The sequence below is a fragment of the Pseudomonas sp. HN8-3 genome, assembly GCF_020790195.1.
Lineage (GTDB): Bacteria > Pseudomonadota > Gammaproteobacteria > Pseudomonadales > Pseudomonadaceae > Aquipseudomonas > Aquipseudomonas synxantha_A.
In genome coordinates, this window is the sequence record NZ_CP086206.1 from 5,602,008 (window position 1) to 5,627,022 (window position 25,015).

Annotated in this window: 25 protein-coding genes; 4 read left to right on the forward strand and 21 right to left on the reverse strand. The window is 61.8% G+C overall.

Annotated features, from left to right (window positions below; translation table 11 throughout):
- Positions 1 to 21 precede the first annotated feature (21 nt).
- Both LJX92_RS25025 and LJX92_RS25030 read right to left on the reverse strand, forming a co-directional pair.
- A complete protein-coding gene (locus LJX92_RS25025) occupies positions 22 to 372 on the reverse strand; it encodes a RidA family protein (RefSeq protein WP_223017722.1) in 351 nt (116 codons plus the stop codon).
- A 10-nt stretch (positions 373 to 382) separates the two neighbouring features.
- A complete protein-coding gene (locus tag LJX92_RS25030) occupies positions 383 to 1,624 on the reverse strand; it encodes a D-amino acid dehydrogenase (protein ID WP_228309071.1) in 1,242 nt (413 codons plus the stop codon).
- 108 nt (positions 1,625 to 1,732) lie between these two features.
- Between LJX92_RS25030 and LJX92_RS25035 the strand changes: the two genes are divergently transcribed.
- The gene (locus tag LJX92_RS25035; RefSeq protein ID WP_032878961.1) at positions 1,733 to 2,635 is read left to right on the forward strand and encodes a LysR family transcriptional regulator; all 903 of its coding nucleotides are present in this window, start codon (positions 1,733 to 1,735) and stop codon (positions 2,633 to 2,635) included.
- 24 nt (positions 2,636 to 2,659) lie between these two features.
- Here the strand turns inward: LJX92_RS25035 and trhA are convergent, their stop codons facing one another.
- Positions 2,660 to 3,277 carry a PAQR family membrane homeostasis protein TrhA gene (trhA, locus tag LJX92_RS25040; RefSeq protein WP_005792233.1) on the reverse strand — a complete coding sequence of 206 codons (618 nt, stop codon included), beginning with the start codon at positions 3,275 to 3,277 and terminating at the stop codon, positions 2,660 to 2,662.
- Between the two features lie 144 nt (positions 3,278 to 3,421).
- Between trhA and LJX92_RS25045 the strand changes: the two genes are divergently transcribed.
- On the forward strand, positions 3,422 to 4,336 hold the full coding sequence (locus tag LJX92_RS25045) for a LysR substrate-binding domain-containing protein (protein ID WP_032878959.1): 915 nt from the start codon (positions 3,422 to 3,424) through the stop codon (positions 4,334 to 4,336).
- A 73-nt stretch (positions 4,337 to 4,409) separates the two neighbouring features.
- Here LJX92_RS25045 and madM read toward each other — a convergent pair whose 3' ends face one another.
- The 12 genes from madM to LJX92_RS25105 all read right to left on the reverse strand — a co-directional run bounded on the left by madM (position 4,410) and on the right by LJX92_RS25105 (position 13,143).
- Positions 4,410 to 5,174, reverse strand: coding sequence for a malonate transporter subunit MadM (madM, locus tag LJX92_RS25050; RefSeq protein ID WP_032881185.1), 765 nt, complete (start codon positions 5,172 to 5,174; stop codon positions 4,410 to 4,412).
- Between the two features lie 5 nt (positions 5,175 to 5,179).
- On the reverse strand, positions 5,180 to 5,572 hold the full coding sequence (madL, locus tag LJX92_RS25055; protein WP_103734244.1) for a malonate transporter subunit MadL: 393 nt from the start codon (positions 5,570 to 5,572) through the stop codon (positions 5,180 to 5,182).
- Between the two features lie 67 nt (positions 5,573 to 5,639).
- Positions 5,640 to 6,539 (reverse strand): malonate decarboxylase subunit epsilon, encoded by a 900-nt coding sequence (mdcH, locus tag LJX92_RS25060; RefSeq protein ID WP_032878955.1) that lies wholly within the window; start codon positions 6,537 to 6,539, stop codon positions 5,640 to 5,642.
- A complete protein-coding gene (locus tag LJX92_RS25065; protein ID WP_032878954.1) occupies positions 6,536 to 7,132 on the reverse strand; it encodes a malonate decarboxylase holo-ACP synthase in 597 nt (198 codons plus the stop codon). The genes mdcH and LJX92_RS25065 overlap by 4 nt, the downstream gene beginning before the upstream one ends.
- The gene (mdcE, locus tag LJX92_RS25070) at positions 7,126 to 7,896 is read right to left on the reverse strand and encodes a biotin-independent malonate decarboxylase subunit gamma (protein WP_223017726.1); all 771 of its coding nucleotides are present in this window, start codon (positions 7,894 to 7,896) and stop codon (positions 7,126 to 7,128) included. Before mdcE ends, LJX92_RS25065 begins: the two co-directional genes overlap by 7 nt.
- A complete protein-coding gene (locus tag LJX92_RS25075) occupies positions 7,893 to 8,735 on the reverse strand; it encodes a biotin-independent malonate decarboxylase subunit beta (protein WP_228309072.1) in 843 nt (280 codons plus the stop codon). Before LJX92_RS25075 ends, mdcE begins: the two co-directional genes overlap by 4 nt.
- A complete protein-coding gene (locus tag LJX92_RS25080; RefSeq protein WP_025857695.1) occupies positions 8,728 to 9,027 on the reverse strand; it encodes a malonate decarboxylase subunit delta in 300 nt (99 codons plus the stop codon). Before LJX92_RS25080 ends, LJX92_RS25075 begins: the two co-directional genes overlap by 8 nt.
- Positions 9,027 to 9,860: a triphosphoribosyl-dephospho-CoA synthase gene (locus LJX92_RS25085; protein ID WP_228309073.1), complete on the reverse strand. Its 834-nt coding sequence runs from the start codon at positions 9,858 to 9,860 to the stop codon at positions 9,027 to 9,029. The genes LJX92_RS25080 and LJX92_RS25085 overlap by 1 nt, the downstream gene beginning before the upstream one ends.
- Positions 9,861 to 11,531 carry a malonate decarboxylase subunit alpha gene (mdcA, locus tag LJX92_RS25090; protein ID WP_032878949.1) on the reverse strand — a complete coding sequence of 557 codons (1,671 nt, stop codon included), beginning with the start codon at positions 11,529 to 11,531 and terminating at the stop codon, positions 9,861 to 9,863. It lies immediately after the preceding gene.
- 284 nt (positions 11,532 to 11,815) lie between these two features.
- Positions 11,816 to 12,250: a hypothetical protein gene (locus LJX92_RS25095; RefSeq protein WP_032878947.1), complete on the reverse strand. Its 435-nt coding sequence runs from the start codon at positions 12,248 to 12,250 to the stop codon at positions 11,816 to 11,818.
- Positions 12,213 to 12,842 (reverse strand): nucleotidyltransferase domain-containing protein, encoded by a 630-nt coding sequence (locus LJX92_RS25100; RefSeq protein WP_032878946.1) that lies wholly within the window; start codon positions 12,840 to 12,842, stop codon positions 12,213 to 12,215. The genes LJX92_RS25095 and LJX92_RS25100 overlap by 38 nt, the downstream gene beginning before the upstream one ends.
- Before the next feature lie 61 nt (positions 12,843 to 12,903).
- On the reverse strand, positions 12,904 to 13,143 hold the full coding sequence (locus LJX92_RS25105; RefSeq protein WP_032878945.1) for a DUF6124 family protein: 240 nt from the start codon (positions 13,141 to 13,143) through the stop codon (positions 12,904 to 12,906).
- 433 nt (positions 13,144 to 13,576) lie between these two features.
- Between LJX92_RS25105 and LJX92_RS25110 the strand changes: the two genes are divergently transcribed.
- Positions 13,577 to 13,864: a HigA family addiction module antitoxin gene (locus LJX92_RS25110; RefSeq protein ID WP_005792245.1), complete on the forward strand. Its 288-nt coding sequence runs from the start codon at positions 13,577 to 13,579 to the stop codon at positions 13,862 to 13,864.
- Between the two features lie 136 nt (positions 13,865 to 14,000).
- On the opposite strand, the gene LJX92_RS25115 is transcribed toward LJX92_RS25110, so the two are convergent.
- The 6 genes from LJX92_RS25115 to pilG form a co-directional block, all read right to left on the reverse strand.
- Positions 14,001 to 14,456, reverse strand: coding sequence for a chemotaxis protein CheW (locus tag LJX92_RS25115; protein ID WP_228309074.1), 456 nt, complete (start codon positions 14,454 to 14,456; stop codon positions 14,001 to 14,003).
- On the reverse strand, positions 14,449 to 20,268 hold the full coding sequence (locus tag LJX92_RS25120) for an Hpt domain-containing protein (RefSeq protein WP_228309075.1): 5,820 nt from the start codon (positions 20,266 to 20,268) through the stop codon (positions 14,449 to 14,451). Before LJX92_RS25120 ends, LJX92_RS25115 begins: the two co-directional genes overlap by 8 nt.
- Positions 20,269 to 20,357: 89 nt before the next feature.
- Complete coding sequence (locus LJX92_RS25125) at positions 20,358 to 22,409, reverse strand: methyl-accepting chemotaxis protein (protein WP_228309076.1); 2,052 nt, start codon at positions 22,407 to 22,409, stop codon at positions 20,358 to 20,360.
- Positions 22,406 to 22,930: a chemotaxis protein CheW gene (locus LJX92_RS25130; protein ID WP_228309077.1), complete on the reverse strand. Its 525-nt coding sequence runs from the start codon at positions 22,928 to 22,930 to the stop codon at positions 22,406 to 22,408. Before LJX92_RS25130 ends, LJX92_RS25125 begins: the two co-directional genes overlap by 4 nt.
- Before the next feature lie 12 nt (positions 22,931 to 22,942).
- Positions 22,943 to 23,308 (reverse strand): twitching motility response regulator PilH, encoded by a 366-nt coding sequence (gene pilH, locus LJX92_RS25135; RefSeq protein WP_003234583.1) that lies wholly within the window; start codon positions 23,306 to 23,308, stop codon positions 22,943 to 22,945.
- A 46-nt stretch (positions 23,309 to 23,354) separates the two neighbouring features.
- Positions 23,355 to 23,762, reverse strand: coding sequence for a twitching motility response regulator PilG (gene pilG / locus LJX92_RS25140; protein WP_005792254.1), 408 nt, complete (start codon positions 23,760 to 23,762; stop codon positions 23,355 to 23,357).
- A gap of 239 nt (positions 23,763 to 24,001) precedes the next feature.
- Here pilG and gshB point away from each other — a divergent pair, with 239 nt between their 5' ends.
- The gene (gene gshB / locus LJX92_RS25145) at positions 24,002 to 24,955 is read left to right on the forward strand and encodes a glutathione synthase (RefSeq protein WP_005792255.1); all 954 of its coding nucleotides are present in this window, start codon (positions 24,002 to 24,004) and stop codon (positions 24,953 to 24,955) included.
- The last annotated feature ends 60 nt before the right edge of the window (positions 24,956 to 25,015 follow it).

Here is a 25,015-nt window from a genome sequence, read left to right on the forward strand (position 1 = left end):
TATTCTCCGTTGGTAGATCGGTTATTTACGTACTGCAATCACGCTGATTTCCACCAGGACACTCGGTCGCGCCAGCTCTGCTTGCAGGGTGGTACGCGTGGGCGCCATGCCTGGCGAAAGCCATGCAGACCAGGCTTCATTCATCGGCTTAAAACCGGTACTGATGTCCTTCAGGTAAATCGTCGCGTTGAGCAGGTGATCTTTGTCACTGCCCGCCTCGACCAACAGCGCGTCGATCCTGGCCAACACTTCTCGGGTTTGGCTGGCTACGTCCTGGCCATCGCCCGGTACCTGGCCCGAGAGAAACACCAAATCCTTGAAGGTCACGGCAGCGCTAAGACGCTCGTTGCTGTTGATTCGGGTGATAGTCATGGCTGCATCCTCAAGCGGCGCGGGGCGCCAGGCCCTGCATATCAATGGAAGGAACATGCTGGCTGATCAACTCAGCCAATAGCTGGCCACTGCCACAGGCCAGGGTAAAACCAAGCGCGCCATGCCCCAGGTTCAGCCACAAGTTGCGGTAGGCGCTGGCACCGATCAATGGCACGCCCGTCGGTGTTGCCGGGCGCATACCGGCCCACTCGACCGCGTGGGCGTAGTCACCGGCCAAGGGAAACGTCTCCAGCGCCTGACGCTTTATCAAGGCCAGGCGCTTGGGCTCAAGACGCGCATCAAAGCCGACAATATCCACCATGGCCGCGATCCGCAGTTGCTCACCAATGCGCGCGTAGACGATCTTGCGGTCATAGTCGGTGATGCTCACGTTCGGCGCCTTGTGCTGCGCGCCGATCGGCACGCTCAGGCTGTAGCCCTTGAGCGGGTACAGCGGCAGCGACAAGCGCGGCAACGCCAACTCGGCGCTGCGATGCCCGGCAGCCAGCACCAACTGTTCGACCGGCATCACGTCATGGCCCATTTCGATGGCCTGCACCGCACCGTCGGCGTGACGAATCCCGGTAACCTTGCGACCCAGCAAAAATGTACAGCGCCCTGAAGCCTTTAACCGAGCTGCCAGCCGTTGGCAAAAAGCATGACAGTCCGCCACTTCCTCATTCGGGGTATAGATGCCGCCGACAAACCCACCTGCCGCCAACGCCGGTTCCAGGTGCGTACAATCCACCGCAGACAGCACCTGCTGCTGAAGGACGTCAGTGACCTTGCTGCGTACACGCTCAAACGTCTCGGCATTGCGAAAGGTCACCAGCTTGCCGTTGCGCCGCCAGTCGAAGCCGTCCAGGCGATCATCGACACGCCATTGCTGCAAGGTGCCTTGGCTCAGGCTCGCCAGCCGCAGCAAGTGGGCAGCGTTGCGCTTGTTCACCGATCCCCGGCAGGCACCGATGAACGCTGCCATCCAGCGCCATTGCTGGAGGTCAAGCCGTGGGCGCAGCTTCAGCGGCGAGTCGCCGCGCAACAGCCACCCAATCGCTTGCAGCGGCACGCCCGCGTCGGCCAATGGCGCAACATAGCGATAGGACAGCTGCCCACCGTTGGCGAAACTGGTTTCGCTGCCCAAGGTATCGCGGGCGTCGATCACCGTTACCTCATGGCCAGCCCGTACCAAAGCATAAGCACTGGCCAAGCCGATAACCCCACCACCGATGATGCAAACCTGCCTGGCCATCCCAGCCCCCGACCGTTGATTAACTGAAGACCAAGCGTAGGCGCAGGTGACAGGCCACCGACAATGAATAAAGATGGGTCACCTATAAACAAAGGTTATGGACTTGCCATGCGCTTGCGTCATATCGAAATCTTCCAGGCCATTCGCCAGACTGGCTCGATCAGTGCTGCCGCGCAGTTGCTGCACGTCTCGCAACCTGCGGTGACCAAAGTGTTGCAGCACGCCGAATTGCAGCTGGGCTTTGCGCTGTTTCTGCGGGTGCGCGGCAAATTGCAGCCCACGCCGGAAGCCCTGGCACTGGAAAGCGAAGTCGAGAAAGTCACCGAGAGCTTGCAAGGTGTAAGGCGTCTAGCCAAGAGCCTGCGCCGCGCCCCAGGGCAAAGCGTGCGCATTGGTGCGATTCCGGCGTTGGCCTTGTCGCTGCTGCCTCCGGCGATTCTGGAATGGAAGCGCGAATACCCCGACATGGCTTGCGAGCTGTCCAGCGACCATAGCCGTGAGCTGGTCCAGAAGCTGCTGATGCGCGAAATCGACCTGGCGCTGACCCTCAACTTTTCCGGCCATCCTGGGTTGACCACCCAGGTGCTGGCCAATGGCGTGCTGGTTGCATTGGCGTCCAAGGGCTATTGGTCGGCGGCTGAAATCAACCAGCCATTGCCGCTGAGCGAACTGGCGGGCGCGCCATTGATCGGGCTTTCCAGTGCTGATCCGCTGGCGACCAAGCTGGACAGCTACCTGGAGAACGTCGATCCACCGCCACGCGTGACCATCTCGGTACAAACCTATTCCCTGGCCCGGGCGATGGTGGAGTCCGGCGCCGGTTTGACGGTCATTGACCCCTTTACCGCCCTCGGCGCATCGACGGCAACCACCTGCATCCGCACCCTCACGCCACCCCTGCCGATCACCCTCTACGCCCTGACCCGTGGCGATGAACCACCGCCGCATATGCTCGCCAAGCTGCTGCAGATCTTCGGCATTCGTGCCTGTGAGCTACTGGCACGTCTCTAATACCACCGAAGCCCCCTCCCACATTCAGAGCACGTAATGCATGATCGCCACAAAATGCAGGAGGCTGCCGCCAATCACAAACAAATGCCAGATCCCATGGGAATGGCGCAGGCGATCTTCCAGGGCAAAAAAGATGATGCCCACGGTGTACAACACGCCGCCCGACGCCAACCAGATAAACCCTGCCGTGCCCAGCGCCGCTATCAGCGGCTTGACTGCCACGAGTACGATCCAGCCCATCACCGCGTAGATCACGATGGACAGAATCCGCGCCTCCGAGCGCGGCTTGATCTCTTGCAGGATGCCGATCACCGCCAGCCCCCACACAATCCCGAACAGCGTCCAGCCCCAGGGCCCGCGCAGAGTCACCAGGCAGAACGGTGTGTAGCTGCCGGCGATCAACAGGTAGATCGAAAAGTGATCGACCTTTTGCATGATCTCTTTTCGCCGCCCCCGCACGCTGTGGTAGACGGTCGACGCGCTGTACAGCACCATCAGGGTAAAGCCATAAATCGCCACGCTGACGATCTTCCAGGGGCTGCCGTCCAGGCTCGCCACCACCAACATCCACACGGCGCCAATACACGCCGCGACTGCACCGAGCAAATGGCTCCAGGCGTTGAACCGTTCCCCGTGATACATCTATCGTTAACCTCCCCTCATCGTTGACGACTGGCGGCAAGCCTCCAGCCTTGCGCATAAGAGTGCAAGCAGCGTGTGACGTTCCAGCGACGAGGGCTGCGTTTGCAGGCACAATCGAGCGCAATCGAACAAGAGCCCACGGCCATGCTGATCGACGAAGAGTTCACCCTCAAGAAGCTGGAAATCTTCCTGGCGTTCATGCGCACCGGCAACCTGGCCCGCGCCGCCGCCGAACTGCAAACCAGCAACGTCAGCGTGCACCGCGCCATCCACTCCCTGGAAAGTGCCTTGCGCTGCCCGCTGTTCAAGCATGAAGGGCGCAACCTCACCCCGCTGGAAAGCGCCTACGTGCTCGAAGAGCGTGCGCAAAAGCTGATAGCCGATGTGGTCGAGGGAGTGCGCCTGACCCGCGAAGCCGCCGGCTTCTGCGCCGAACGCTTCAAGCTCGGCTCGCTGTACTCGCTGACGGTCAAGACCGTGCCGCAACTGATCATGGGCCTGAAGATCCGCCGCAGCGAACTCAATATCGACCTGATCCTGGGCTCCAATTTCGACCTGTTCTACAAGCTCAAGAACATGGAGGTGGATGCGATCCTCATCTCTCTGGACGATCACGCCACCGATCCGGACTGTGAGCAGATCGCGCTGTTCAGCGATGACATCTTCCTTGCCACACCGGCCGATTCCCCCCTGGACCGTCATCAGGAAATCGACCTGGCCGACGTGCGCGACGCCACCTTCATCACCCTCACCCAGGGCTTCGCCACGCACCAGGACGGCAACCGGGTGTTCAAGCAGGCGGGGTTCGAACCGAAGGTGGCGATGCAGGTGAACGATATATTTACCTTGCTGAGCATGGTCAGCTCGGGGGTGGGTTATGCGCTGCTGCCTGGGCGGATTGCGGCGGTGTATGAGAACCGCGTGAAGCTGATACCGCTGCAACCCAGGTATCGGTTGCAGCAGCAGATCGGCGTGGTGTTCTTGAAGGCCAAGGAGCGTGACCCGAACCTGCTGGCGTTGTTGGCGGAGTGTCGGATGTATGCCAATCGCCAGGCTTGAGAATGCCATCGGGGGCAAGTCGAATCGTCGCACCGCCCCCGATTGCGCCAGACCAGACAGCGAAAATCCCCAGTCAGCCCACCAACCCCCTCATCACCAAAAACAACAACGACGGCCCCAACAAACACCCCAGCGCTGTATAGAACGCCGCGGTCAAACACCCATAAGGCACCAACTTCGGATCAGTCGCCGCCAACCCGCCCGCCACGCCGCTGGAAGTGCCCATCAAGCCACCGAAGATCACCGCACTACGTGGATTGTTCAGCCCGATCAGCGGGGCCACGAACGGTGTCATTACCATCACCAAAATAGCCTTGATCAACCCTGCGGCAATCGACAGCGCCATCACCTCGGAACTGGCCCCAATCGCCGCCCCGGTAACCGGGCCAACGATATAGGTCACGGCACCGGCGCCGATGGTGGTGAGGCTCACCGCATCGGTATAACCAAACGCCATTGCCACCCCTACCCCGGCAACAAACGACGAGCCCACACCGACAAACAGAGCCAGCACGCCGACGTATCCGGCGCGCTTCAACTCATCGACACTCACGCCAAACGCCGTGGCTACAATAGCGAAGTCCCGCAGCATCGCGCCGCCCAACAGGCCAATGCCTGACAACAGTGGAATATCCACCACGCCCTTGGAGCCGCCAGTAAAAGCGCCTCCCACATACGACAACACCAGGCCCAACAGAATGGCAATGGCCGAGCCATGCAGGCGGCCTTTGGTAAAAGTGTCAGAGATCCAGTAGGAAACCCACATGGTCAGGCCGATCACGGCAAAACCACTGATCAATCCGTACCCGGTGATCACTTTCATCATCGATTCGTACATGGCGATCACCCGGCGTCTTTGGTCGGAACAGCTGCAACCGGCTCGCGGTTACCGATACGCACCAGCACCGGTACCAGGGCAAAGCCGAGCACCACGGCGAGGGTCCCGGCCAGAATCGCCATGGGCCCGCCACTGATGGCGCCATACACGTTTTGCTGGGCGGCCATCGCCACCACAATCGGGATATAAATCGCAGCCCAGAAGCTCACGCCCTGCTCCGACTTGCCGGTAAACAAGCCACGCTTGCCGAGGTAACTGCCCAGGCCAATCAGCAGCAACATGGCGATACCCACCCCGCCGACGTTAGCCGGGATACCCATCCATTTGCCCAGCAGTTCACCGACAAACAGGCCGGCCAACGTGCACAGCGCCAGAAACGCCACACCGTAGATAATCATGATTGTTGTCCTCAAAGTGCTCGTTCGAAATTGTTGTTGTTGTGCTTCGAAAGCCTTGGGTGTTGCTTCATCGGTGGCGGCGCTCCTCCTCTTGCAGCAGGGCCTGCAAGGTGTCCAGGCGTGCGCCTTCGCAGGCGATCACCGTGCCTTGTTCGAACACGCGGCGTGACAGACCAGTGAGCACCGCGCCCGGGGGCAGTTCGATTTGCAGGCGTACGCCACGCTCGTAGGCGCCTTGCACGGTGCCGCGCCAGTCGACGACGCGGCACATGTTGAAGGCCAGGTCATCGCGCAGTTGCTCAGGGTTGTGGATAGGTCGCGCGCGGGTGCTGCTCAGGTAGGTGATGCGCGGCGCCTTGAGTGGGACGAACGCTTGGGCAAGCACCTTGGCCGGCGCTTCCAGCAGCGCACAGTGGGACGGCACGCTCACTGCCAGACGCTTGGCGACGCCGTTGCCTTTGATGCGCTCGGCGACACGCTGCATCGCTTCATTGCTGCCGGCGATCACGGTCTGGTTGTCGGCGTTGATATTGGCCAGATACACCGGAGTTGCGGCGCTGTGGATATCTGCCAGCAAGGCTTCAACCGTGGATAAATCGGGGCCGATCAGGGCGGTCATGCCGTAGCCTTGTGGATAAGCCTGTTGCATCAGCTCGCCACGCAGGCTGACCAGTTTCAGCGCATCGGCGAAGTCCAGGGCGCCGGCGATGACGGCGGCCGGGTAGGCGCCGATGGACAGGCCCGCCACGTAGTCAGGCGTATGGTGCAACTGCTGGGCATGGGCAACGCCGACGATCAGCAGGCACAGTTGCACCGCACGCGTGCTCGCCAAGGCTTGCGCCGAATCGAGCCGACGAACATCTTCACCCAAGGCATCACTGGCTTCTTCCAGAACCTGGGCCGATAGCGCCTGGAGCATGCCCACGCGCTGGGCACCCTGCCCCGGAAACACCAACAAGCTGCTCATGCCACGGCCTGCCAGGGGTCAAGTACAAGGTGCGCGCCGCCAGTGGTTTTGAGCAGTACGCGGCGTGAGCCTGTGGCCCATTCGCGCAAGGCAACAGCGCCAAACGGGGTTTGCAGTTGCAGGTCCACGGCGCACGGTGCGGTGTCGAATTTCGCCAGCAATGCACGCGCCGCGTTGCGATCAAGCGGTTCGGGGGTGCGCAGGATCAAATCCAGATCACTCATGGCATGCAACGCTTCGACGCCGCTCGCCAATTCAAATCCGGCGCTGCCGCTGACGCCCCAGTGATACTGCGCCAACACTGGCCGCAGTTGATCGAGCGCCCGCAGCGCCGGTAAATCCCGTGGCGAGATCACCTGGCGCAAGTCTTCGGGCGCCACGCGCCGTTGCACCGCAGCAACAGGCATCACCGCCCCATAACGCTGCTCACGCAGACGCCCACGTACGCCAACCGCCACTTGACCTGCTTCGGTAATGGCGCGCCGCACCACTACTGGATGGCCGGCGCTCAGCGCGTCCCGCGCCCAGGCCGGAGCATCCGCAGGCAGGTGCGCCGGGGTCATGCCCCAGAGCAAGTCATGGGCGTTCACCATTGTTCCCGCAGCAGTTGGCGTACATGGCTTGAGGCGGTGCGATTAGTCGCACCGAGACGTCCTTTTAAATCGGGTTGCACGACATCTTTGATCGCCTGCACCAGGCAATCGCTGACCCGCGCCACATCGTCCGTTGTCGGCTGTTCAATCTGGCTCACCGACAAGGTCTCCCAGAGCAAACCCAGGCTGGCATAACTGTCGATGTCATAGGCCATCGGCGGCACACTGGCGGCCAAGGCTTCGAGTTCTTCGACGCTGCGCAGGGTCACCCGTGCGGCCGAAGCCTTGCCCATGGCGTGCACCATTACCCCAGGGTCGCGCAGGGCGATCAAGCGATTGGCCTGGTAACCGTGGGCCAGGAATGCGCCAGACATGGCCTTGCCCACCAGCAGTGCAATCACCGGGTGCCCGGCCAGGCGTGCGCGAGCGTAGCTGTCGGCAGCGGCGGCCAGGGCCTGGTGAATGCCGAGGGCTTCTTCACGGCGACCATAGGCTTGGCTGGGCACATCGACGATGGCGATGATGGGGCGTTTGTCACCCGTCACGATGGCTTCATCGACGGCCTTGGCTAGCCCCCAACCTTCCAGCAACCCGACTTCGCCATTGCGCGCACGCGGGAAGCGGTTATTCGGGTCGGTGACCACGGCGATAAAGCGCACCGCCTGTTCACCCAATACGCCGTCTGCGACTTTCAATGAGTCCGGCAAGCCCTCTACGGGTGCTGCGCCAGCGCTCAATGCATTGAACCACTGTAACCCTCTCATGGGCGTTCTCCCTGATACAGAGCGCGAACCGTCGCGGGCTCGATTTGCGCCGCTGTGTCGAGGTCGGCCAGCCGCGCCAGGTAGAAATCAGCGCGCCGGCTGCGGGGTTGTTCGGGCGCCCCGTGTTGCAACAGCGCGCTCACGGTCTGCTGGATCTGCACCACATCGTCCGCCACGTAACGGTCGGCCAAGCCACTGTTGAAACGTTGTTCGCCGCCGGTGAGGCTCCAGATAAACGGGCGGTCGCGGGAGTCGTATTCTTCCAGCCCGGCCTCCTGTTCGATCACCTGCGGTCCGTTCAGCCCCAGGCGCGCTTCGCGGGTGACCACCAGGTAACTGCACAACCCGGCCGCGATGGACATGCCCCCAAAGCAGCCGACACTGCCCGCCACCACGCCGATCACCGGCTGATACTGGCGCAGGTCGACTATCGCCGCGTGAATATCGGCAATCGCGGCAAGGCCCAGGTTGGCTTCCTGCAAGCGCACCCCACCGGTCTCCAGCAGCAGCACGGCGCGGGTCGGGATGCCGTTGCGGTTGTCTTCGGCAGCCAGTTCCAGTGCCCCCGCGATTTTTGCGCCACCGACTTCACCGAGGCTGCCGCCTTGGAAATTGCCCTCGATAGCGGCGACCACTACCGGCAAACCGCCGATGCTGCCCTTGGCAATCACCACACCGTCATCCGCCTGGGGCACTACGCCCTGGCGGCTGAGCCACGGCGACATGACCCGTTGGAACGGGTCGATCAGTTCACGATAAGTGCCAGCATCCAACAACGCCTTGGCGCGCTGCCGCGCACCGAGTTCGACGAAGCTGTGTTTGTTGAGCAAATCAGTCATGGCCGACCTCCTCGAAACCTTGCTCCAGGCGCAAACGCACCACGCCGGGGGTGGCGCCGAAATCGTGGATATCGATGTTCAAGGCAGGTGGCGTCTGCTCCTGGAAGATGCGTTCGAACAGGTGCTGCCAACGTTGCTCGGCGCCGTTGACCGAGGTCTGCACTTGGATGGTCAGCGTGCCGGGAGTGCCCGGCTCCAGCAGCACTTCGAGGTCGCCCGAACCGACGCAACCCACCAGCGCGCGGCCTTTTGGCGGCTGGCCCGCGGGGAATTCAAAGGATAAGGTTTCCATCACAACGCTCCGTCGAGGCGGTCGATAAACAGGCAGGCGGCGAGCAAGTCGGCAGCGCCGCCAGGGGAGGCATTCAGGGCCAGGAGTTGCTGGTCCAGTGCGTGCAGTTGGCGACGGCCCGCGAGGGTTGCGCTACCGCCAGCGTCGAGCACGGCCTGGGCGCCTTGCTGCATGGCTTGGAGGCCTTCAGTGCCGGCGCGGTAGAGCACGCAGGTGTCGGCCAGCTCGGTCATGATCGCGAGCAAGGCATCCAGGCGGGCATTCTGCTCACCGGCGTTTTGCCCGCGGCTTTTATGCAGTTGCGGCAGGCCGCGTTGCATCACAGCGGGGAAGCCCAGTTGCGCTTCTTCACGGGCACCGCGTGCGCCGTAGCGCTGGGCGACCTGTGCGCCGTGGCTTAGTGGTTGCGGCGCGAAGCGGTCTTCGAGCAGAGCTAGTTTGGCCGCGGTCAGGGTTACGGCGCGTGGTTGCAGGGCCGCTGCTGCGGTGAGCAAACCAAGGGCCCAGATCGCACCGCGATGAGTATTTACACCATGAGTGGTAATGAGCATCGCTTGCTCGCCCTCGCGACCTATACGGCCGAGCGCTTCACGCAGGGGTACACCGACTTCACCAAATTCAAGGACGGCCTCGGCCATTTCCTTGAACATCGGCCACAACGACAGCGCCGAGGCGTGCATCAGGCCCAGGTGCAAATCGCTGTGGGCGCCGTTGCCGCGCCGGTCTACCAAGGCGGGTTTAGGCGACAAATCCGCTTCATCGATCAGCGCGTCGACGGCCATATCCGCCAGGCGATCGGCCAGGCTCAATTCATGCTGTTTTAGAGCGCGCATTTACCAGCTCCTGAATTTGGCGGGCGGGTTGTACAAGCCACCGGACCACTCCACCAGGTCGGCCACACTCTTGGCGGCCAACAATTCGCGGGTGGCATCGGTGCGGCGGATACCCAAGTCTTCGGGCAAGGCGATCAAGCCTTCGCGACGCATACGGGCGGTGTCCTTGGGGTTATGGCGCATACCGATTGCCGTCACCCCGGCGACGGCAGCGATCATTGCCTGGCGCTCTTCCAGGGAGCGCGCCTTGTAGAGGTAGGCGATGCCTTCTTCGGTGAGCAAGTGGGTAACGTCGTCGCCGTAGATCATGATCGGCGCCAGCGGCATGCCGCTTTTACGTGCCACTTCCACCGCGTCGAGGGTGTCGACAAAGGTCGGTTTGCCGCCCTCCTGGAAGGTCTCGACCATTTGCACCACAAGTTTTTTGCCGCGCTCAAGCAAGGCCTCGGGCGCATCGTCATGGCGCATATCCAGCCAGGCCGGTGTGCCGTGCCGACGACCACGTGGGTCGTGGCCCATGTTCGGCGCACCACCGAAACCGGCAAGGCGGCCACGGGTCACGGTGCTGGAATGCCCATCGCCATCCACTTGCAGGGTGGCGCCGATAAACAGGTCCACCGCGTACTGGCCGGCCAGTTGGCAGAACATGCGATTGGAGCGCATCGAGCCATCGCGGCCGGTGAAGAACACATCCGGGCGGGCGGCGATGTAGTTTTCCATGCCCAGCTCGGTGCCGAAGCAATGCACGCTCTCGACCCAACCGCTTTCAATCGCCGGGATCAACGTGGGGTGTGGGTTGAGGGTCCAGTTGCGGCAGATCTTGCCCTTCAGACCCAGGGATTCGCCGTAGGTGGGCAGGATCAATTCGATGGCGGCGGTGTTGAAGCCGATGCCATGGTTGAGCGACTGCACATTGTGTTTTTCGTAGATGCCACGGATCGCCATCATCGCCATCAGCACATGCACCGGCTTGATATGGCGCGGGTCGCGGGTGAACAGCGGTTCGATGTAGAAAGGCTTGTCGGCCACCACCACGAAATCCACCCAGCTTGCGGGGATGTCCACACGGGGCAAGTCGGTGACGTCGTCCACCAACTGGTTGACCTGCACAATGACGATGCCATCGCTGAACGCGGCGGGTTCGATCAGCGCCGGGGTGTCTTCGGTGCTGGCGCCGGTGTAGATATTGCCGGCGCGGTCGGCCATGAAGCCGGCCGAGAGCACCACGTTGGGGATCAGGTCCACCACCAGGCGCGCATAGAGTTCGATGTAGGTATGGATCGCGCCGATTTCCAGCAGGCCGTCTTCCAGCAACTGGCTGATGCGCAGGGATTGAGTGCCGGCGAAGGAAAAGTCGAGCTTGCGGGCGATGCCTTTCTCGAACAAGTCCAAGTGCTCGGCGCGCCCGACACTGGGCATGATCATGTGCAAATCGTGGAGCTTGGCCGGGTCAGCCTTGGCCAGGGAGCGCGAGAGAAAGTCGGCCTGCTTCTGGTTGTTGCCCTCCAGCACCACGCGGTCGCCGGGGAGGATCAGCGCTTCCAGGGCCTCGACGATCCTGTCGCTGGGCAACACCGCCCCGTCTGCATACTGTTTGACCAGCCCGAGCCGCCGCTGCTTCTCGTCGCGCCGCCGCGTCCAGCGCGAGTCGGGGGTGATGGTTGTTGTCATGGTCGCTCCACGGGGTTTGCTGTCGTGGGGCTGTACCTTAGGAGTGAATTTAGGTGCTATCAATCAAGCTCAGCGGCAGACCGTTACGCCTGGAGTAATGAAGATCAAAATATGGGAGGGGCGGTGCGCCGATTCGACTTGCTTCCGATTGCGCTGGGTCAGCTATTAAATTTTGGTTGATACAACGCTATCGGCGGCAAGTCGAATCGGCGCACCGTCCCTCCCACATTTGCTCAGTAGCGCCTGTCAGATAGCAGTCCCTGTGTGGGACCGAACGAACCGCGCTATCTCTGATCAAGGCTAGCCAACAAATCTTGCACGTTGAGCATCAATACCGTCGCGCTATCGATCAACTGGCTTAGCAGGGCCTCATCCTCATCCATATACCCTTCGTATTCCGCCAGGTTGCGACGCTCATGACACAACGCCAACAACCGCACCTGCACCTTGCTCGCGTCGAGGGTGTGAACCAGACATTGAAAGACCAGATAGCGTTTGTCAGAACGATAGCCTTGCAAGCGCAAAGCCGTGAGGGCGATAGCATGGGCGGCGTTGTAAGCCAGATCGAAACGGCTGGCGAATGATAGCTGTGGGGTTGCGGCGTCCTTCAATCGATCACGAGCTGAACGCATCAGCCCGTCACACTCCTTGCGATCCGGCGGCTCAGCCTTCAAGCCACCACTACGTTGCAGATTCTCCAGGTTTGCCTTGCTGTCCATCCGTGGATTCCAGAGGGTTGCCCCCTAACAGATTGATCTTGTCCTGCTGCACTACCCGCTGCACGAAACTGTTCCCGGCATTCCATTTACCGATCCAGTCTTCAGGGGTGTACAGCGTCGGGTTGATGGTGCGACCCAGTTGCTCTTCCAGCGGTATGAGTTGCTCCATGACTTCACTGTAGTTGAGGCTTTGACCGATCAGCATCAGATCTATGTCACTGGATGAGTGCGCCTCACCCTTGGCGATGGAACCGTAGATAAACGCCCAGGTGATCTGCTCGGCAAACGGTGCCAGTGCATTGCGCAATGGCTCGTCCAGGCTCAGCGTCTTACGCACGATAGCCAACAGTTCCGAGTAAATCGGGCACTGAGGGTTGGCTTGGTAGTGAGTCTGGTTGCCTTGGCGCGTCATGTTCAAGATGCCCGCCAACTGCAAACGCTCCAACTCTCGGGTGAGGCTACCCTTACCCACCTGGGCCCACCGGGCAATTTCATTGGTGAAAAAGCTTTGGTCGGGCTTGCCGAAAAGCAGGCCCAGCACTTTTTGCTGGGTGACCGTGAAGAGCGCAGTACTGAGCGGCAAGGTGTGCATGGCAGCGGCCAATGAGTCCCAAAAAGGGAACGATAGGTCCCTTTTTGGGAACGATCAAGTTTTAAGCCGCTGAGAAGGGGGATATCTGTTCCAGTGCTTGATCCACCAATAGCTGTCCTAGCTCTGCCATTTGCTGAATCCCGAGCATGACGGCGCGCTGGGAAGTGTCCAGGTCGAAAGCCAGGTTGCAGGTGAGTGCGTTGAGGGAGGACAGGGTTTCGCTGGCGTTGACCAGCAGGGTTTCGGTGTTTTGGTGGGGGTTTACGGTGAAGAGGGGTGGATTGGGGGTAGGTTTGATCATGATGAAACTCCTAAACAGTCAGTAAGGAGCGCCACCGTTCGCTTGCACGCGAATGAGGGTGGCGACCGTGCGCAGGTGTGCAAGACCGGGCCTGTTTAGGACACCCAGCAGGTCCGAAGACCTCCTGCGCGCAGCCGCCATAAAGCAGCGAGCACAAAAAACGCCCGTTGGATGGCTGGGCGTTCATACGCCTAAACAGTTTCGTCGGACTTGCACGTCCGTGTCACCGTTTTTTGCGATGACGGGACGAAGACTAGGCGTGCGGACCTCTCACCACAAGTTCATGCACGGCTCAAAATCTTGCAGGAAAAATCCGAAGCCTTTTATGTCGAAGTGCGTGCAGGAAGTTTCATACAGCGTTTTGGGGTTGTTGCTTGGAACTGGTCCTTCTAGCCTTCGCGGTTGAATGCCCATAGTCGAAGGACGTACCAACATGCCGATGCACAACCCACCTCACCCAGGTGAAATATTGCTTGAAGATGTGATCCCCGCCCTGGGCATCACCATTACCGAGATGGCGCGACGTCTTGGCTTCGCCCGCGAGACTTTTTCAAGGATCTTGCATGGCCACGCCCCGGTCAGCCCGGACCTTGCCGTTCGGTTGGAACGGGCTGGCGTGAGTAAAGCCCAGTTATGGTTGTCGATGCAAAGTGCCTACGACTTATGGCAGGCCGAGCATCGGGAGCAACCGGTAATTGAGCGGTTTGCGCGCATTGATTGAGATCTTGGGCCAAGCACAATTCAGTGTGGGAGCTGGCTTGCCTGCGATAGCGGTGGGTCAGTTGTTGATGCAGTGACTGACAAGCCGCCATCGCAGGCAAGCCAGCTCCCACATTGGAATTTCACAAGACTTAGGATCAGGCCAGACCGGACTCTACCAACAACGCTTCAAGCCCCATCAAATCCGGCACCTTCGCCACCTGCTCGCCCACCTGCACCGCCGCCAGTTCCAGTGGGCACAGCGGCACGTCCACATAGCTCAATTCGCTATCGAGCTTGTAAGAGCGGGGAATGCCTTGGATCACCAGCGCAATAAACTTCAACGTCGGCCTTCCACCCAAGGCATTCAACACTACGATCCGGGAACGTTCGCCGGTCACGCTGGCTTCACCGCACACGGCTTCAAAGCTGATCAAGGGGATTTGCCGATCACGCCAGGTCACTTGCCGCAGGTACCACGGCGGCGCATCGCTGGCCGGTTCGCCGCGCTGGAAGTCGATCAGCTCGGCGATGGCGACGTTGGGCAGCACCAGGTAGCGGTCGGCCAAGGGCAGCAGCAAGCCGGTGAGTTGGCTGGCGCGGTGGTCAAGCATGGGACTTGCTCCAGTAGGCGATGCTTTCCAGCAGCACCGACTCCTGGTACGGCTTGCCGAGGTAGTCGTTGACGCCAATGGCCATGGCGCGGTCGCGGTGTTTCTGGCCGGTGCGCGAGGTGATCATGATAATCGGCAGGCGCATCAGGCGCGGGTCATTGCGGATCTGGATAGCCACTTCGAAGCCGTCCATGCGCGGCATTTCGATGTCGAGCAGCATCAGGTCCGGGGTGTGTTCTTCAAGTACGGCGAGGGCATCAATGCCGTCCTTGGCGGTGAGCACGTTCATGCCGTTGCGCTCCAGCAGGCGGCTGGTGACTTTGCGTACGGTGACCGAGTCGTCCACCACCAGTACCAGCAGCGGGCGTTTTTTCAGCGGGTCGTTGAGGACCAGTGGCACATCCACTGCCTGGGCCGGCAAGGCCGGTTGGCGGGCGCGGATATGCGCGAGCAGGTCAATGATCAACACCACGCGGCCATCACCGAGGATGGTCGCACCGGGCACGCCCTGTACCCCGGCAAACTGCGGCCCCAGACCCTTGACCACGATCTCGCGAGTGCCGGCCATGGCGTCCACATGCACCGCTACGCGCCGTTCATTGCAATGCACCAGCAACACCGGCAGCGGTTGGTATTGGCCTAGAAGTTTCGGGCGGCTGACGGTGTGCAGCAGATCCCCCAGGTAAAACAACTCGTAGCGCTGGCCGGCGTATTCATAATGCGGCGGGTCTTGCTGGTAGTGCCCGGCCAGTTCATGTGGCAGTACGCGCACCAGGCCTTCGAGGGTGTTGAGGGGGATCGCGTACTGGTCGTCTGCGCATTGCACCATCAACGCACGGTTGACCGACACGGTAAACGGCAGGCGAATACGAAAGTGCACGCCCACGCCTGGGGTCGAGTCGATCACCATCGAGCCGCCGAGTTGACGCACTTCTTCGTGCACCACGTCCATGCCCACGCCACGCCCGGAGATCTGGGTGATTTTTTCTGCCGTGGAAAAGCCCGGCTGCAGGATGAACTGCAGCACGTCGCGGTCGCTGATGGTTTGATCCGGGCCGAGCAGGCCGCGCTTGATCGCCTTGCGCCGCACCGCTTCAAGGGGCACGCCGGCGCCGTCGTCACGCATGTCGAAGACGATGTCGCCGCCTTCGTGGGTCAGGTCCAGGGTAATGCGCCCCTTTTCCGGCTTGCCCGCCTGCAACCGCACCTCACGCGATTCCAGACCGTGGTCGACGGCATTGCGCAGCATATGTTCCAGTGGCGCCGCCATGCGTTCGAGCACGTTGCGGTCCATCTCGCCTTCGGCATTGCCGACGATGAACTCCACGTCCTTGCCCAGCTCTTGCGCCACTTGGCGCACGATGCGCTTGAGGCGTGGCAGCATCCGCTCGAAAGGCACCATGCGCGTGCGCATCAGGCCCTCCTGCAATTCGGTGTTGATGCGCGCCTGTTGCTGGAGCAAATCGTGGGCATCCTGATGGCGCTGCTCCAGGGTGTCCTTGAGGTCGAGCAGGTCGGAGGCCGATTCGGACAGCGCGCGGGACAGCTGCTGCAACTGCGAATGGCGATCCATTTCCAGTGGGTCAAACTCTTCGTAGCCCAGGCGTTCGGCCTCGGCCTGCTGACGACTGAGCAGGCGCCCCTGGGTTTCGCTGTCGAGCCGGCGCAATTGATCGCGCATCCGCTCGATGGTGGTTTGCACTTCATTCAATGCAATGCGCGCATCGTTGACTTGCTGCTCGATACGGCCACGGAAAATCGAGGTTTCACCGGCGAGGTTAACCAGGTCGTCGAGCAGTTCGGCGGAGATTTTCACCATGTCTGCAGCGGGGTCGACCGCCGCTTCAGCCTTGCCCGCAGGCAACGCCACGGGCACCACCGGCTCTACACTGGGGTGCACCAGGCTTTTGATGCGCTCGATAAGTTTGTCCACCGCCCCCACCGGCAGCCCATCCGCTACGGCGTCGACCATCTGTGCCAAACGATCATGGCAACCTTGCAGCAGCGCAAACAGCTCTGGGGTCGGCGCCAGCAACCCGGCGGATAGCCCCTCGTAGAGAAACTCCAGCTCATGGGCCAAATCGCCAATCGGCCCGATCTCTACCATGCGCGCCCCGCCCTTGAGGGTGTGCAGGTCACGCAGCAGGGTTTCGACTTCCTGGCGGTTGCCCGGCTCGGCCTGCCAGCGCAGCAACGCGCTGCCTGAACTGTCGAGGATATCGGCGGCCTCTTCGAGGAAGATATCCAGCAATTCAGGGTCTGCACCCGAGGCCGGCGCCGCCGCAGCCGGAGTCGCCGGCGCGCTGTTCTGGCGCAGCTCACGCAGTTTGGCGATCAGCTCGGCAGCGTCGCTCAAAGGCTGCTGCTGTTGTAGTTCTTCCAGTTGCAAAGCCAACCGTTCGTGGCTGGCCATCAGCACCTGGGACAGCTCGGGGGTGTAACTGTAGCGGCGGTCCACCAGGCCCTCGTACAGGCACTCCAGCTCATGGGCCAAGTCGCCCACCGGGTCGATTTCGGCCATGCGCGCACCGCCCTTGAGGGTGTGCAGGTCCCGTTGCAGTGAGGACAACGGCGCGGCGCTTTCGGGCTCCAGCAACCAGCGCTTGAGGGACTGCCCGGCACTGTCGAGGATATCGACGGCCTCCTCAAGAAAGATGTCGACAATCTCATCATCCATGGCTGTTTGCTGATCCAACTGCGCAGTGGCAGCACCCAGTTCCGAAATGCTCAGGGCGCGGCTGCCGTCGCTTTTGATCAGGCCGGTGGCGGACGGGTCCAGCGCGTTATCCAGCAACGCGTGCAAGGCTTGTACCCGCGCAGGTGCCGGGCTGATTTCCTGGCCGGCAGCCAGTTGGTCGAGCATGTTGATCAGCGCCTCATGGGCCTGTTCCGCCTCATGGAAAAACCGCTCGCTGACCGCCAGGCTGCTTTCTTCCACAGCGCCATACAGGTCGAGCAAGGCCTCGCACAACGCGTCGATAGCGTGCAGGTCGGCGATGTGCGCGCCCTCCCCCAAGGTGGTCAGCTCATCCAGCAAGGCGGTCAGTTCCTGGCGTTCGCCGGGATGTTGCTGCCAGCGGCGCAACAGGTTGTCGGCGTCGAGCAGAATGTCCATGCCCTGGGCCAGGAAGTTGGTGATCAGATGCCGATCGCGCTTGATCGGCAGGCCGCTGCCAGGGGCTTCGAGCAGCGCTGCAAGCTGCTGGTCCAACAGGCTTTGGGTGCGTCTGATCAGATCCGCTGCGCCCTGGATGGGTGCCAGGGGATCGCTGTCCAGGTCGCGCAGGCCACGCTGGAACAGCCCTTCGGCTTCCAGCAGCAACTCTACTTCGTCCAGGTCCAGGGGCAAGCGATGGGCCTTGTATTCGCGGGTCAGGTGGTCGAGGGGGCGCGCCAGTTCCGCGATGGGCAACACCCCGGCCATGTAGGCACTGCCCTTGAGCGTATGCAGGGCGCGTTGCAGTTCATCACTGACCTGCAACGGCACCTGTTCGGCGGCGTGGTGCAGGAAGTGGTTGAGGCTGTCCAGATGGCTCTGGGCTTCGTTGCGGAAGATCTCCATCAGCATCGGGTCATGGGGCTCGCCAGCGGTTGTTGCCGCGCCACTGGCCAAGGCATGGGCGCGGGCGGCCAGGGCGTCGACTTCGTCGCGCTGGCGTTGGTCGTCGATGGCAAAATCGGCGATCAATTCCGGCAGCACAGCCACGGCCTCATCCAGCACCTGCTGCACCTCGGCGCCAAGGGCGACGCTGCGTTCCAACACACGGTTGAGCAGGTTTTCCACGGCCCAGGCCAGTTCGGCCAGCACCAGGGCACGGACCATGCGACCGCTGCCCTTCAACGTATGGAAGGCACGGCGCATTTCGCCCTGGGCGGTTTTGTCCGCACTGTTGGGCAGGTTGCGGTGCAGCACGTCGAGAACTTCGTCGGTTTCTTCGAGGAAGACTTCGCGCAGCTCATCGTCAATCGGCTCTTCACCCGCCGGCGGTGGCAGCAGACTGCCGGGGCGTTGCAGGGCCGGAGGATTAAGGCCTGACGTGGGGCTTGCCAGTGCGTCAAATTGGGATTGGCTCGGTGCCTGTTCGGTCGACAGTGCGCCATCGGGCGCGACCAATGCCTGGCGCCAGGGTTTTTCGGCCGGCAGATAACCCAGCGCCGCCAGGCTTTGGGTGGCCCGCTCCAGCACACGCTCGCCAGCGGCGTCAGGGTCTTGGAGCATGCGTTCCAGGTAATACTCCAGGCTGCTGATCACATCGGCGAACTGCTCCAGTTGCACCGGCGAAGGCGCGACGTCGCTGATCATCAACTGCTCGTCGACATAATCGGTGCAGCCGCGCATCAGGCTCGCCGCACGCGGCAAAGGGATCATCGCCAGCGCGCCACGCACCTGGCTCAGCAATTGCGGCAAGGATTCCAGGCGCTGGCGGTCCCAATGGGCTTCGATGCAGTCGATCACCAGTTCCTTGGCTTGTTTGAGGCACTGGCAGGATTCAGCAATCACCAACTGATGAATCTGGGTCAGGTCGGTGGTGGGCAGCCGGCTTTCTTCGCGGCTTTGCGGCTCCACCGTGCCGATCATGCCCGCCAGCGTGGCTTCGACGTAGAGCAACGCGCCTGCCACGTCCATCAGCACCGCGTCATTGGGTTCGCGTTGCCCCTGGGCCAGGCTCAGCACGACGGCCAACTGGTCGATGATCACTTTGCGCGGCTGGCCAAAACCCAGTACGGCGAGGGTGTCGGCGATCTGCCGCAGGGGCGCCAGCAGTGCGTCGAGTTCGTCGATGTGCTGGCGGTCGCTGCGTACGAACAGATCGAGGCGCTCCTTGACCCGCACCAGCTCCTCACACAAGGCACCGAGCACCGACCCCATGGCATTGCGGTCCGGCCCGGCCATGCGCGCACGCTCGGCGTCGACCACGGCGCTGTCGGGCAAAGCTTCATCCAGGCCATAGCGCTCTTTAAGGCTTTGCATGCGCGGCGTCGGCCGGGTGACTTTGGCCACGTAAAACAACAGGCTTTTGAGCAGCTCATCCGGCGCAGGCTGATTGATGCCGTCAATGCCCTGGGCCAGCAGGCGCTTGAGTTGTTTGCCGCTGGCCTTGAGCAGGCTGCGCAGCGCCGGGCTGTTGGCGACCACGCCGGTCAACATGCCCTCGACCAGTGCCGACGCCACCTGCCACAGCGGTAACAACGGCGCGCCCTGGCACAACGCCTCAAGGCGTGCGAACACCCGCGCCATGTCTTCCAGGTTGCTCGGGCCGTGGTCTTCACGCAGCAACCCGGCGAGGGCTTGTTGCAGCAAGGGGTGCCATTGGCGCAACTGCTCATGCAACTGCGGCGTTGCTCGTTGGGCCAGTGTTTCATCAGGCAGCGGCGCGATCGACAGCAGTTGCGGGCTGAACAGGCTGGTTTCAGACAACAGGCTTTCACCCCGCGCAGTGCGCAGGTCGTTGAGCAGCGGCAGTACCACCAGCGGCAGGTCGCGGCGGGCGCTGTGTACGCGATCCAGGTACAGCGGCAACTGGCCGAGGGCCTGTTGCAGCAGGCGGATGCTTTCTTCGCGCTGGCTGACGCGACCGGTCTGGAGCGCCAGGGCCAGTTCCTCGATCTCTTCGGCCAACAGCGCCGCGCCGTAGAACTCGACCATTTGCAGCGCGCCATGCACCTGGTGGATCCCGGCCAGGCAATTGTCGAGGGTGTCGCCGTCGCCGGTTTCAACGTAAGCGTCCAGCGCCGAACGGGCCTGTTTCAGGGTTTCGGCAATGTCGCCCTTGACCCATTCGAGGGCCACGTAGTCGTGCCGATCAACCATAACTGCTCCGCTTAGAATTCGTGGGTTGCTGGTATCTCACAAACAATGGAGCTCCCACAATTGGACTGTGGCGTTCTTCAGGTCGTATTTCAATCGTCCACCTGTTTGGGTGGCGGCAAGGTGAAACCCGACACCGACCTGCGCAACTGACTGGCCATCTTCGCCAGGTTACCAATGCTCTCGGCGGTCGCGGTCGACCCCGACGACGTCTGTGTGGTGATCTGCTGGATCACATTCATGGTCAGGGAAATCTGCCCGGCCGAAGACGTCTGCTGCTGCGCCGCATTGGAAATGCTCTGGATCAGCGCCGCCAGGGTTTTCGACACGCCTTCGATCTCTTCCAGCGCGACCCCGGCATCCTGGGCCAGGCGTGCGCCGCGCACCACCTCGGTGGTGGTCTGCTCCATGGAGATCACTGCTTCGTTGGTGTCGGCCTGGATCGCCCGCACCAGAGTTTCGATCTGCCGGGTGGCCGCCGACGAGCGCTCGGCCAGGCGTTGCACCTCATCGGCCACCACCGCAAAACCGCGCCCGGCATCGCCTGCCATGCTGGCCTGGATCGCGGCGTTGAGGGCGAGGATATTGGTCTGGTCGGCAATGTCGTCGATCAGGCTGACGATGTCGCCAATTTCCTGGGATGACTCGCCCAGGCGCTTGATGCGCTTGGCGGTGTCCTGGATCTGTTCGCGAATGTTGTCCATGCCATGGATGGTGTTGTGCACCACCTCGTTGCCTTTGTTGGCGATCTCAACCGAGCGCTCTGCCACCGCTGAGGACTCGGCGGCGTTGGCCGATACCTGGTCGATCGACTGCGCCATCTGGTTGATCGCGGTAGACGCTTCGGCAATCTGCTGCGCTTGATGTTCCGACGCCTGGGCCAGGTGCATGGCGGTGGCCTGAGTGTCTTGCACCGCACCGGCGACTTGCCCGGCCGTCAGGTTGATGGTGGCGACCAGGTCACGCAATTGATCCACGGAATAGTTGATCGAATCGGCGATGGTGCCGGTGAAGTCTTCGGTAACCGAGGCGGTGACAGTGAGGTCGCCGTCGGCCAGGTCTTCGATTTCATCCAGCAGGCGCATGATCGCGTTCTGATTGCGCTCGTTCTTCTCGGCGGTTTCACGCAGTTGGCGGTTGGTCTCGCGCACCATCACCAAGCCGATCAGGATGATCGAGGCCAGCGCCAGCAGGCCCAGCAGATAGCCGCCGATGGTGTCGAAACTGCGCCCGCCGGCGAGGTTTTCAAAACCGGTGGCCAGGTGCGAGGCTTCATCAAGCAGGGTTTGCGACAGGTTGAAGATATGGCTCGCCGAAGCCCGCACCTGGAACAACTGCGGCGAGGTTTCGAGGATTTCATCCACGGAGCCTGAGACAAACTCGAACAGCTCGGCAATCTCCATCAGCCGCGTACGGGCGTCAGGGTCTTCGACCTGAGTGATACGCAGCCCGGGGTTGCCGTTGAGCATACCGTTGAGCACCACGCCAAAACGGTTGGCGTCGCGACCGAAGGCATCGGCGGCCTGCACGGCGGTTTCATCGCCCGCAAGCACGGTGTTGACCGCCCCCAGGATCCGTTCGGCCAGCAGCGACTGGCGCTGGGCCAACGCCACCTGGCTGGCCGGGGCGCCGCGTTGCAGCAGGATATCGACGACTTTTTCCGACTCCATTTGCAGTTGCGGCACGGTTTCGGCCAGGGTCGCAGCCACCTGGTGCAGGGACAGAACGGTCTGCTCGCTGGCGAGGATCGCATCGGTGTTTTTCAGCAGCGCTTCCCAGTCGGTCTGCACGGCACGCATTTCGGCGCGCACCGCGCTGGGTGCGGCGGGCAAGCCGGTTTGCGGATCACCCTTTTTCAGGTAGCCCCAGCGCTGGGCAAAATCGTTGCGCGCCTCGCCCAGCAGCTTGAACGCGGCGGCCTTGCCGGCGGCGGCTTCGGTGGCGTTCTTGGCAATGCGCTGGGACAGCACGCGCAGCTCACCGGCGTGGCCGATGTACTGCTTGTCGTAGGTGGACTGGGTGTTGAGGTACGCAAAGTTGGCGAACAGCAACATGATGAACACGATCAAGGCGATAAACAGCACAATGATCTGCGAACGGCTGCGCGAAGCGGCCTGGGGTTTGGGCGTAGTAACGGTGCTCATGCGGCGACATCCATGAAGCCAGGGGCCTGGGCCAAAGCGAAGGGGCTGAAGACTTGCCACTGCGGGCCGCCGTCGAACTGGCCCTGGATAAACGGCGCGCCGGACGCGGTGCTGGCCATCCAGGCATCCAATGGGAAGTGCTGCATACCGACCACTTCGTCTACCAGCAGCCCGACAAACACGTCATTGAACTCCACGACCAGCACCCGCCTTTGCTTGCGCGCCTTGGATAACTCAAGGCCAAGGAAACCGCCCAGGTCCAGCACCGGCAGCAAGCGCCCGCGCAGGTTGGCCACGCCCTTGACCCAGGGTTTGACCCCCGGCATCAAGGTGCAGCGCGGTTCATGCAACACCTCGGCGACCTCGCCCATGGGCGCCACGTACCAGTGTGGCCCCAGGCGAAAGCCGATACCGCTCCAGCGTTGCAGGCGGGTTTCCTGGGACGGCAGGTCGGCGGCCAGCAGGCGGCAACGGCGGTCGATGTCCAGCAGCAGCTCGAAGGCGGTTTGCGACTCGGTCATGATCGCGAGCCTTTAGCCGGCCAGTACCTTGTTCAGGGTGGCGATCAGTGTGTCTTCGTCCACCGGCTTGGTCAGGTAATCCTTGGCGCCCTGGCGTGCACCCCAGATCTTGTCGGTTTCCTGGTCCTTGGTGGTGATGATGATGATCGGAATACCGTTGGTTTCCGGCTCCTTGGACAACTGGCGGGTGGCCTGGAAGCCGTTGAGGCCCGGCATCACGATGTCCATCAACACGGCGTCGGGCTTTTCCTGACGAGCCAGCGCTACGCCGTCCGCGCCGTTTTCGGCTTTCAGGACTTGATGGCCGTGCTTTTCCAGCATGCCGGTCAGTTTGTACATTTCGGTCGGCGAGTCGTCGACGATCAGAACACGTGCCATGGTTTTCCCCACTACATTGGTCGGCGCCGGCCCTTGTGAGGTGGCGTCAGTGTGCTTGTTCTACTGCGGCGAAGGCAGGCACATAGGCCTTGATCGCACCCAGCAGTTCTTCCTTGCTGAAAGGCTTGGTCAAAAATTGATCGACACCCACGATGCGCCCCTTGGCCTTGTCGAACAGGCCATCCCTGGAGGACAACATGATCACCGGGATCGCCTTGAACGCCGGGTTGTTCTTCACCAGGGCGCAGGTCTGGTAGCCATCCAGGCGCGGCATCATGATGTCGACAAAGATAATGTGCGGGTGATGATCCACAATCCGCGCCAGGGCATCGAAACCGTCGATGGCGGTGATGACCTCGCACCCCATGTTCTTCAACAGTGTCTCGGCGGTGCGGCGGATCGTTTTCGAATCGTCGATCACCATCACTCTCAAGGCGTTGGAATGCTGTTCCATATCTGCTCTACCATCGCCACAGCGAATCGGTTTTCGGTGTGTACTGCCTGATGTTGCACAGGATGAGCGCCGCAAGCCTTGGAATTCAAGGGCTGCTACGCCGTGGCAGTCTTTTTAGCACAGTCTCCGGGCGCAATCTATCGAGGCACCCACCCGGTGGTTTTTCCTTGACCCACAACAACCACAGCGCCACTCTGACGCCACTTTTATGCGCCCTAATTTGCTAGAGGAAACCCCCCATGAGCGTTCGCGTCGGCATTGTCATGGACCCTATCGCCAGCATTTCCTATAAAAAGGACAGCTCGCTGGCCATGCTCCTGGCCGCCCAGGCCCGCGGCTGGACGTTGTTCTATATGGAACAGCGCGACCTGTACCAGGGCGACGGCGAGGCGCGGGCGCGGATGCGTCCGTTGCAGGTATTCGCCAACCCCGAGAAATGGTTCGAGCTTTCGGATGAAATCGACAGCCCCCTGAGCGACCTCGATGTGATCCTGATGCGCAAGGATCCGCCGTTCGACATGGAGTTTGTGTACTCCACCTACTTGCTGGAACAGGCCGAACGCGCCGGCGTGTTGATCGTCAACAAGCCGCAGAGCCTGCGCGACTGCAATGAAAAGCTGTTTGCCACCCTGTTCCCGCAGTGCACGCCGCCGACCGTGGTCAGCCGCCGCGCCGATGTACTGCGTGAATTCGCTGCCAAGCATGGCGATGTGATCCTCAAACCGCTGGACGGCATGGGCGGCACTTCGATCTTCCGCCACCGCGCTGGCGACCCGAACCTGTCGGTGATCCTCGAAACCCTGACTGCGCTGGGCACCCAGCAGATCATGGGCCAGGCTTACCTGCCGGCGATCAAGGATGGCGACAAGCGCATCCTGATGATCGACGGCGAGCCGGTGGACTACTGCCTGGCGCGCATCCCGGCAGCGGGCGAGACCCGTGGCAACCTGGCGGCCGGTGGTCGTGGTGAAGCACGGCCGTTGTCGGACAAGGACCGCTGGATCGCCGCTCAAGTTGGCCCGACCCTGCGCGAAAAAGGTCTGCTGTTTGTCGGACTCGACGTAATTGGTGAGAACCTCACGGAAATCAACGTCACCAGCCCTACCTGTATTCGCGAGATCGACAATGCATTTGGCACGAACATCGGCGAAATGCTGATGGCCGCCATTGAGCGCAAGCTACAAGCCAAGTGACATAGAACAGCCGGACACACACCAACATTGCGTTATCATGCGCCACCTGTGAAACGCGCG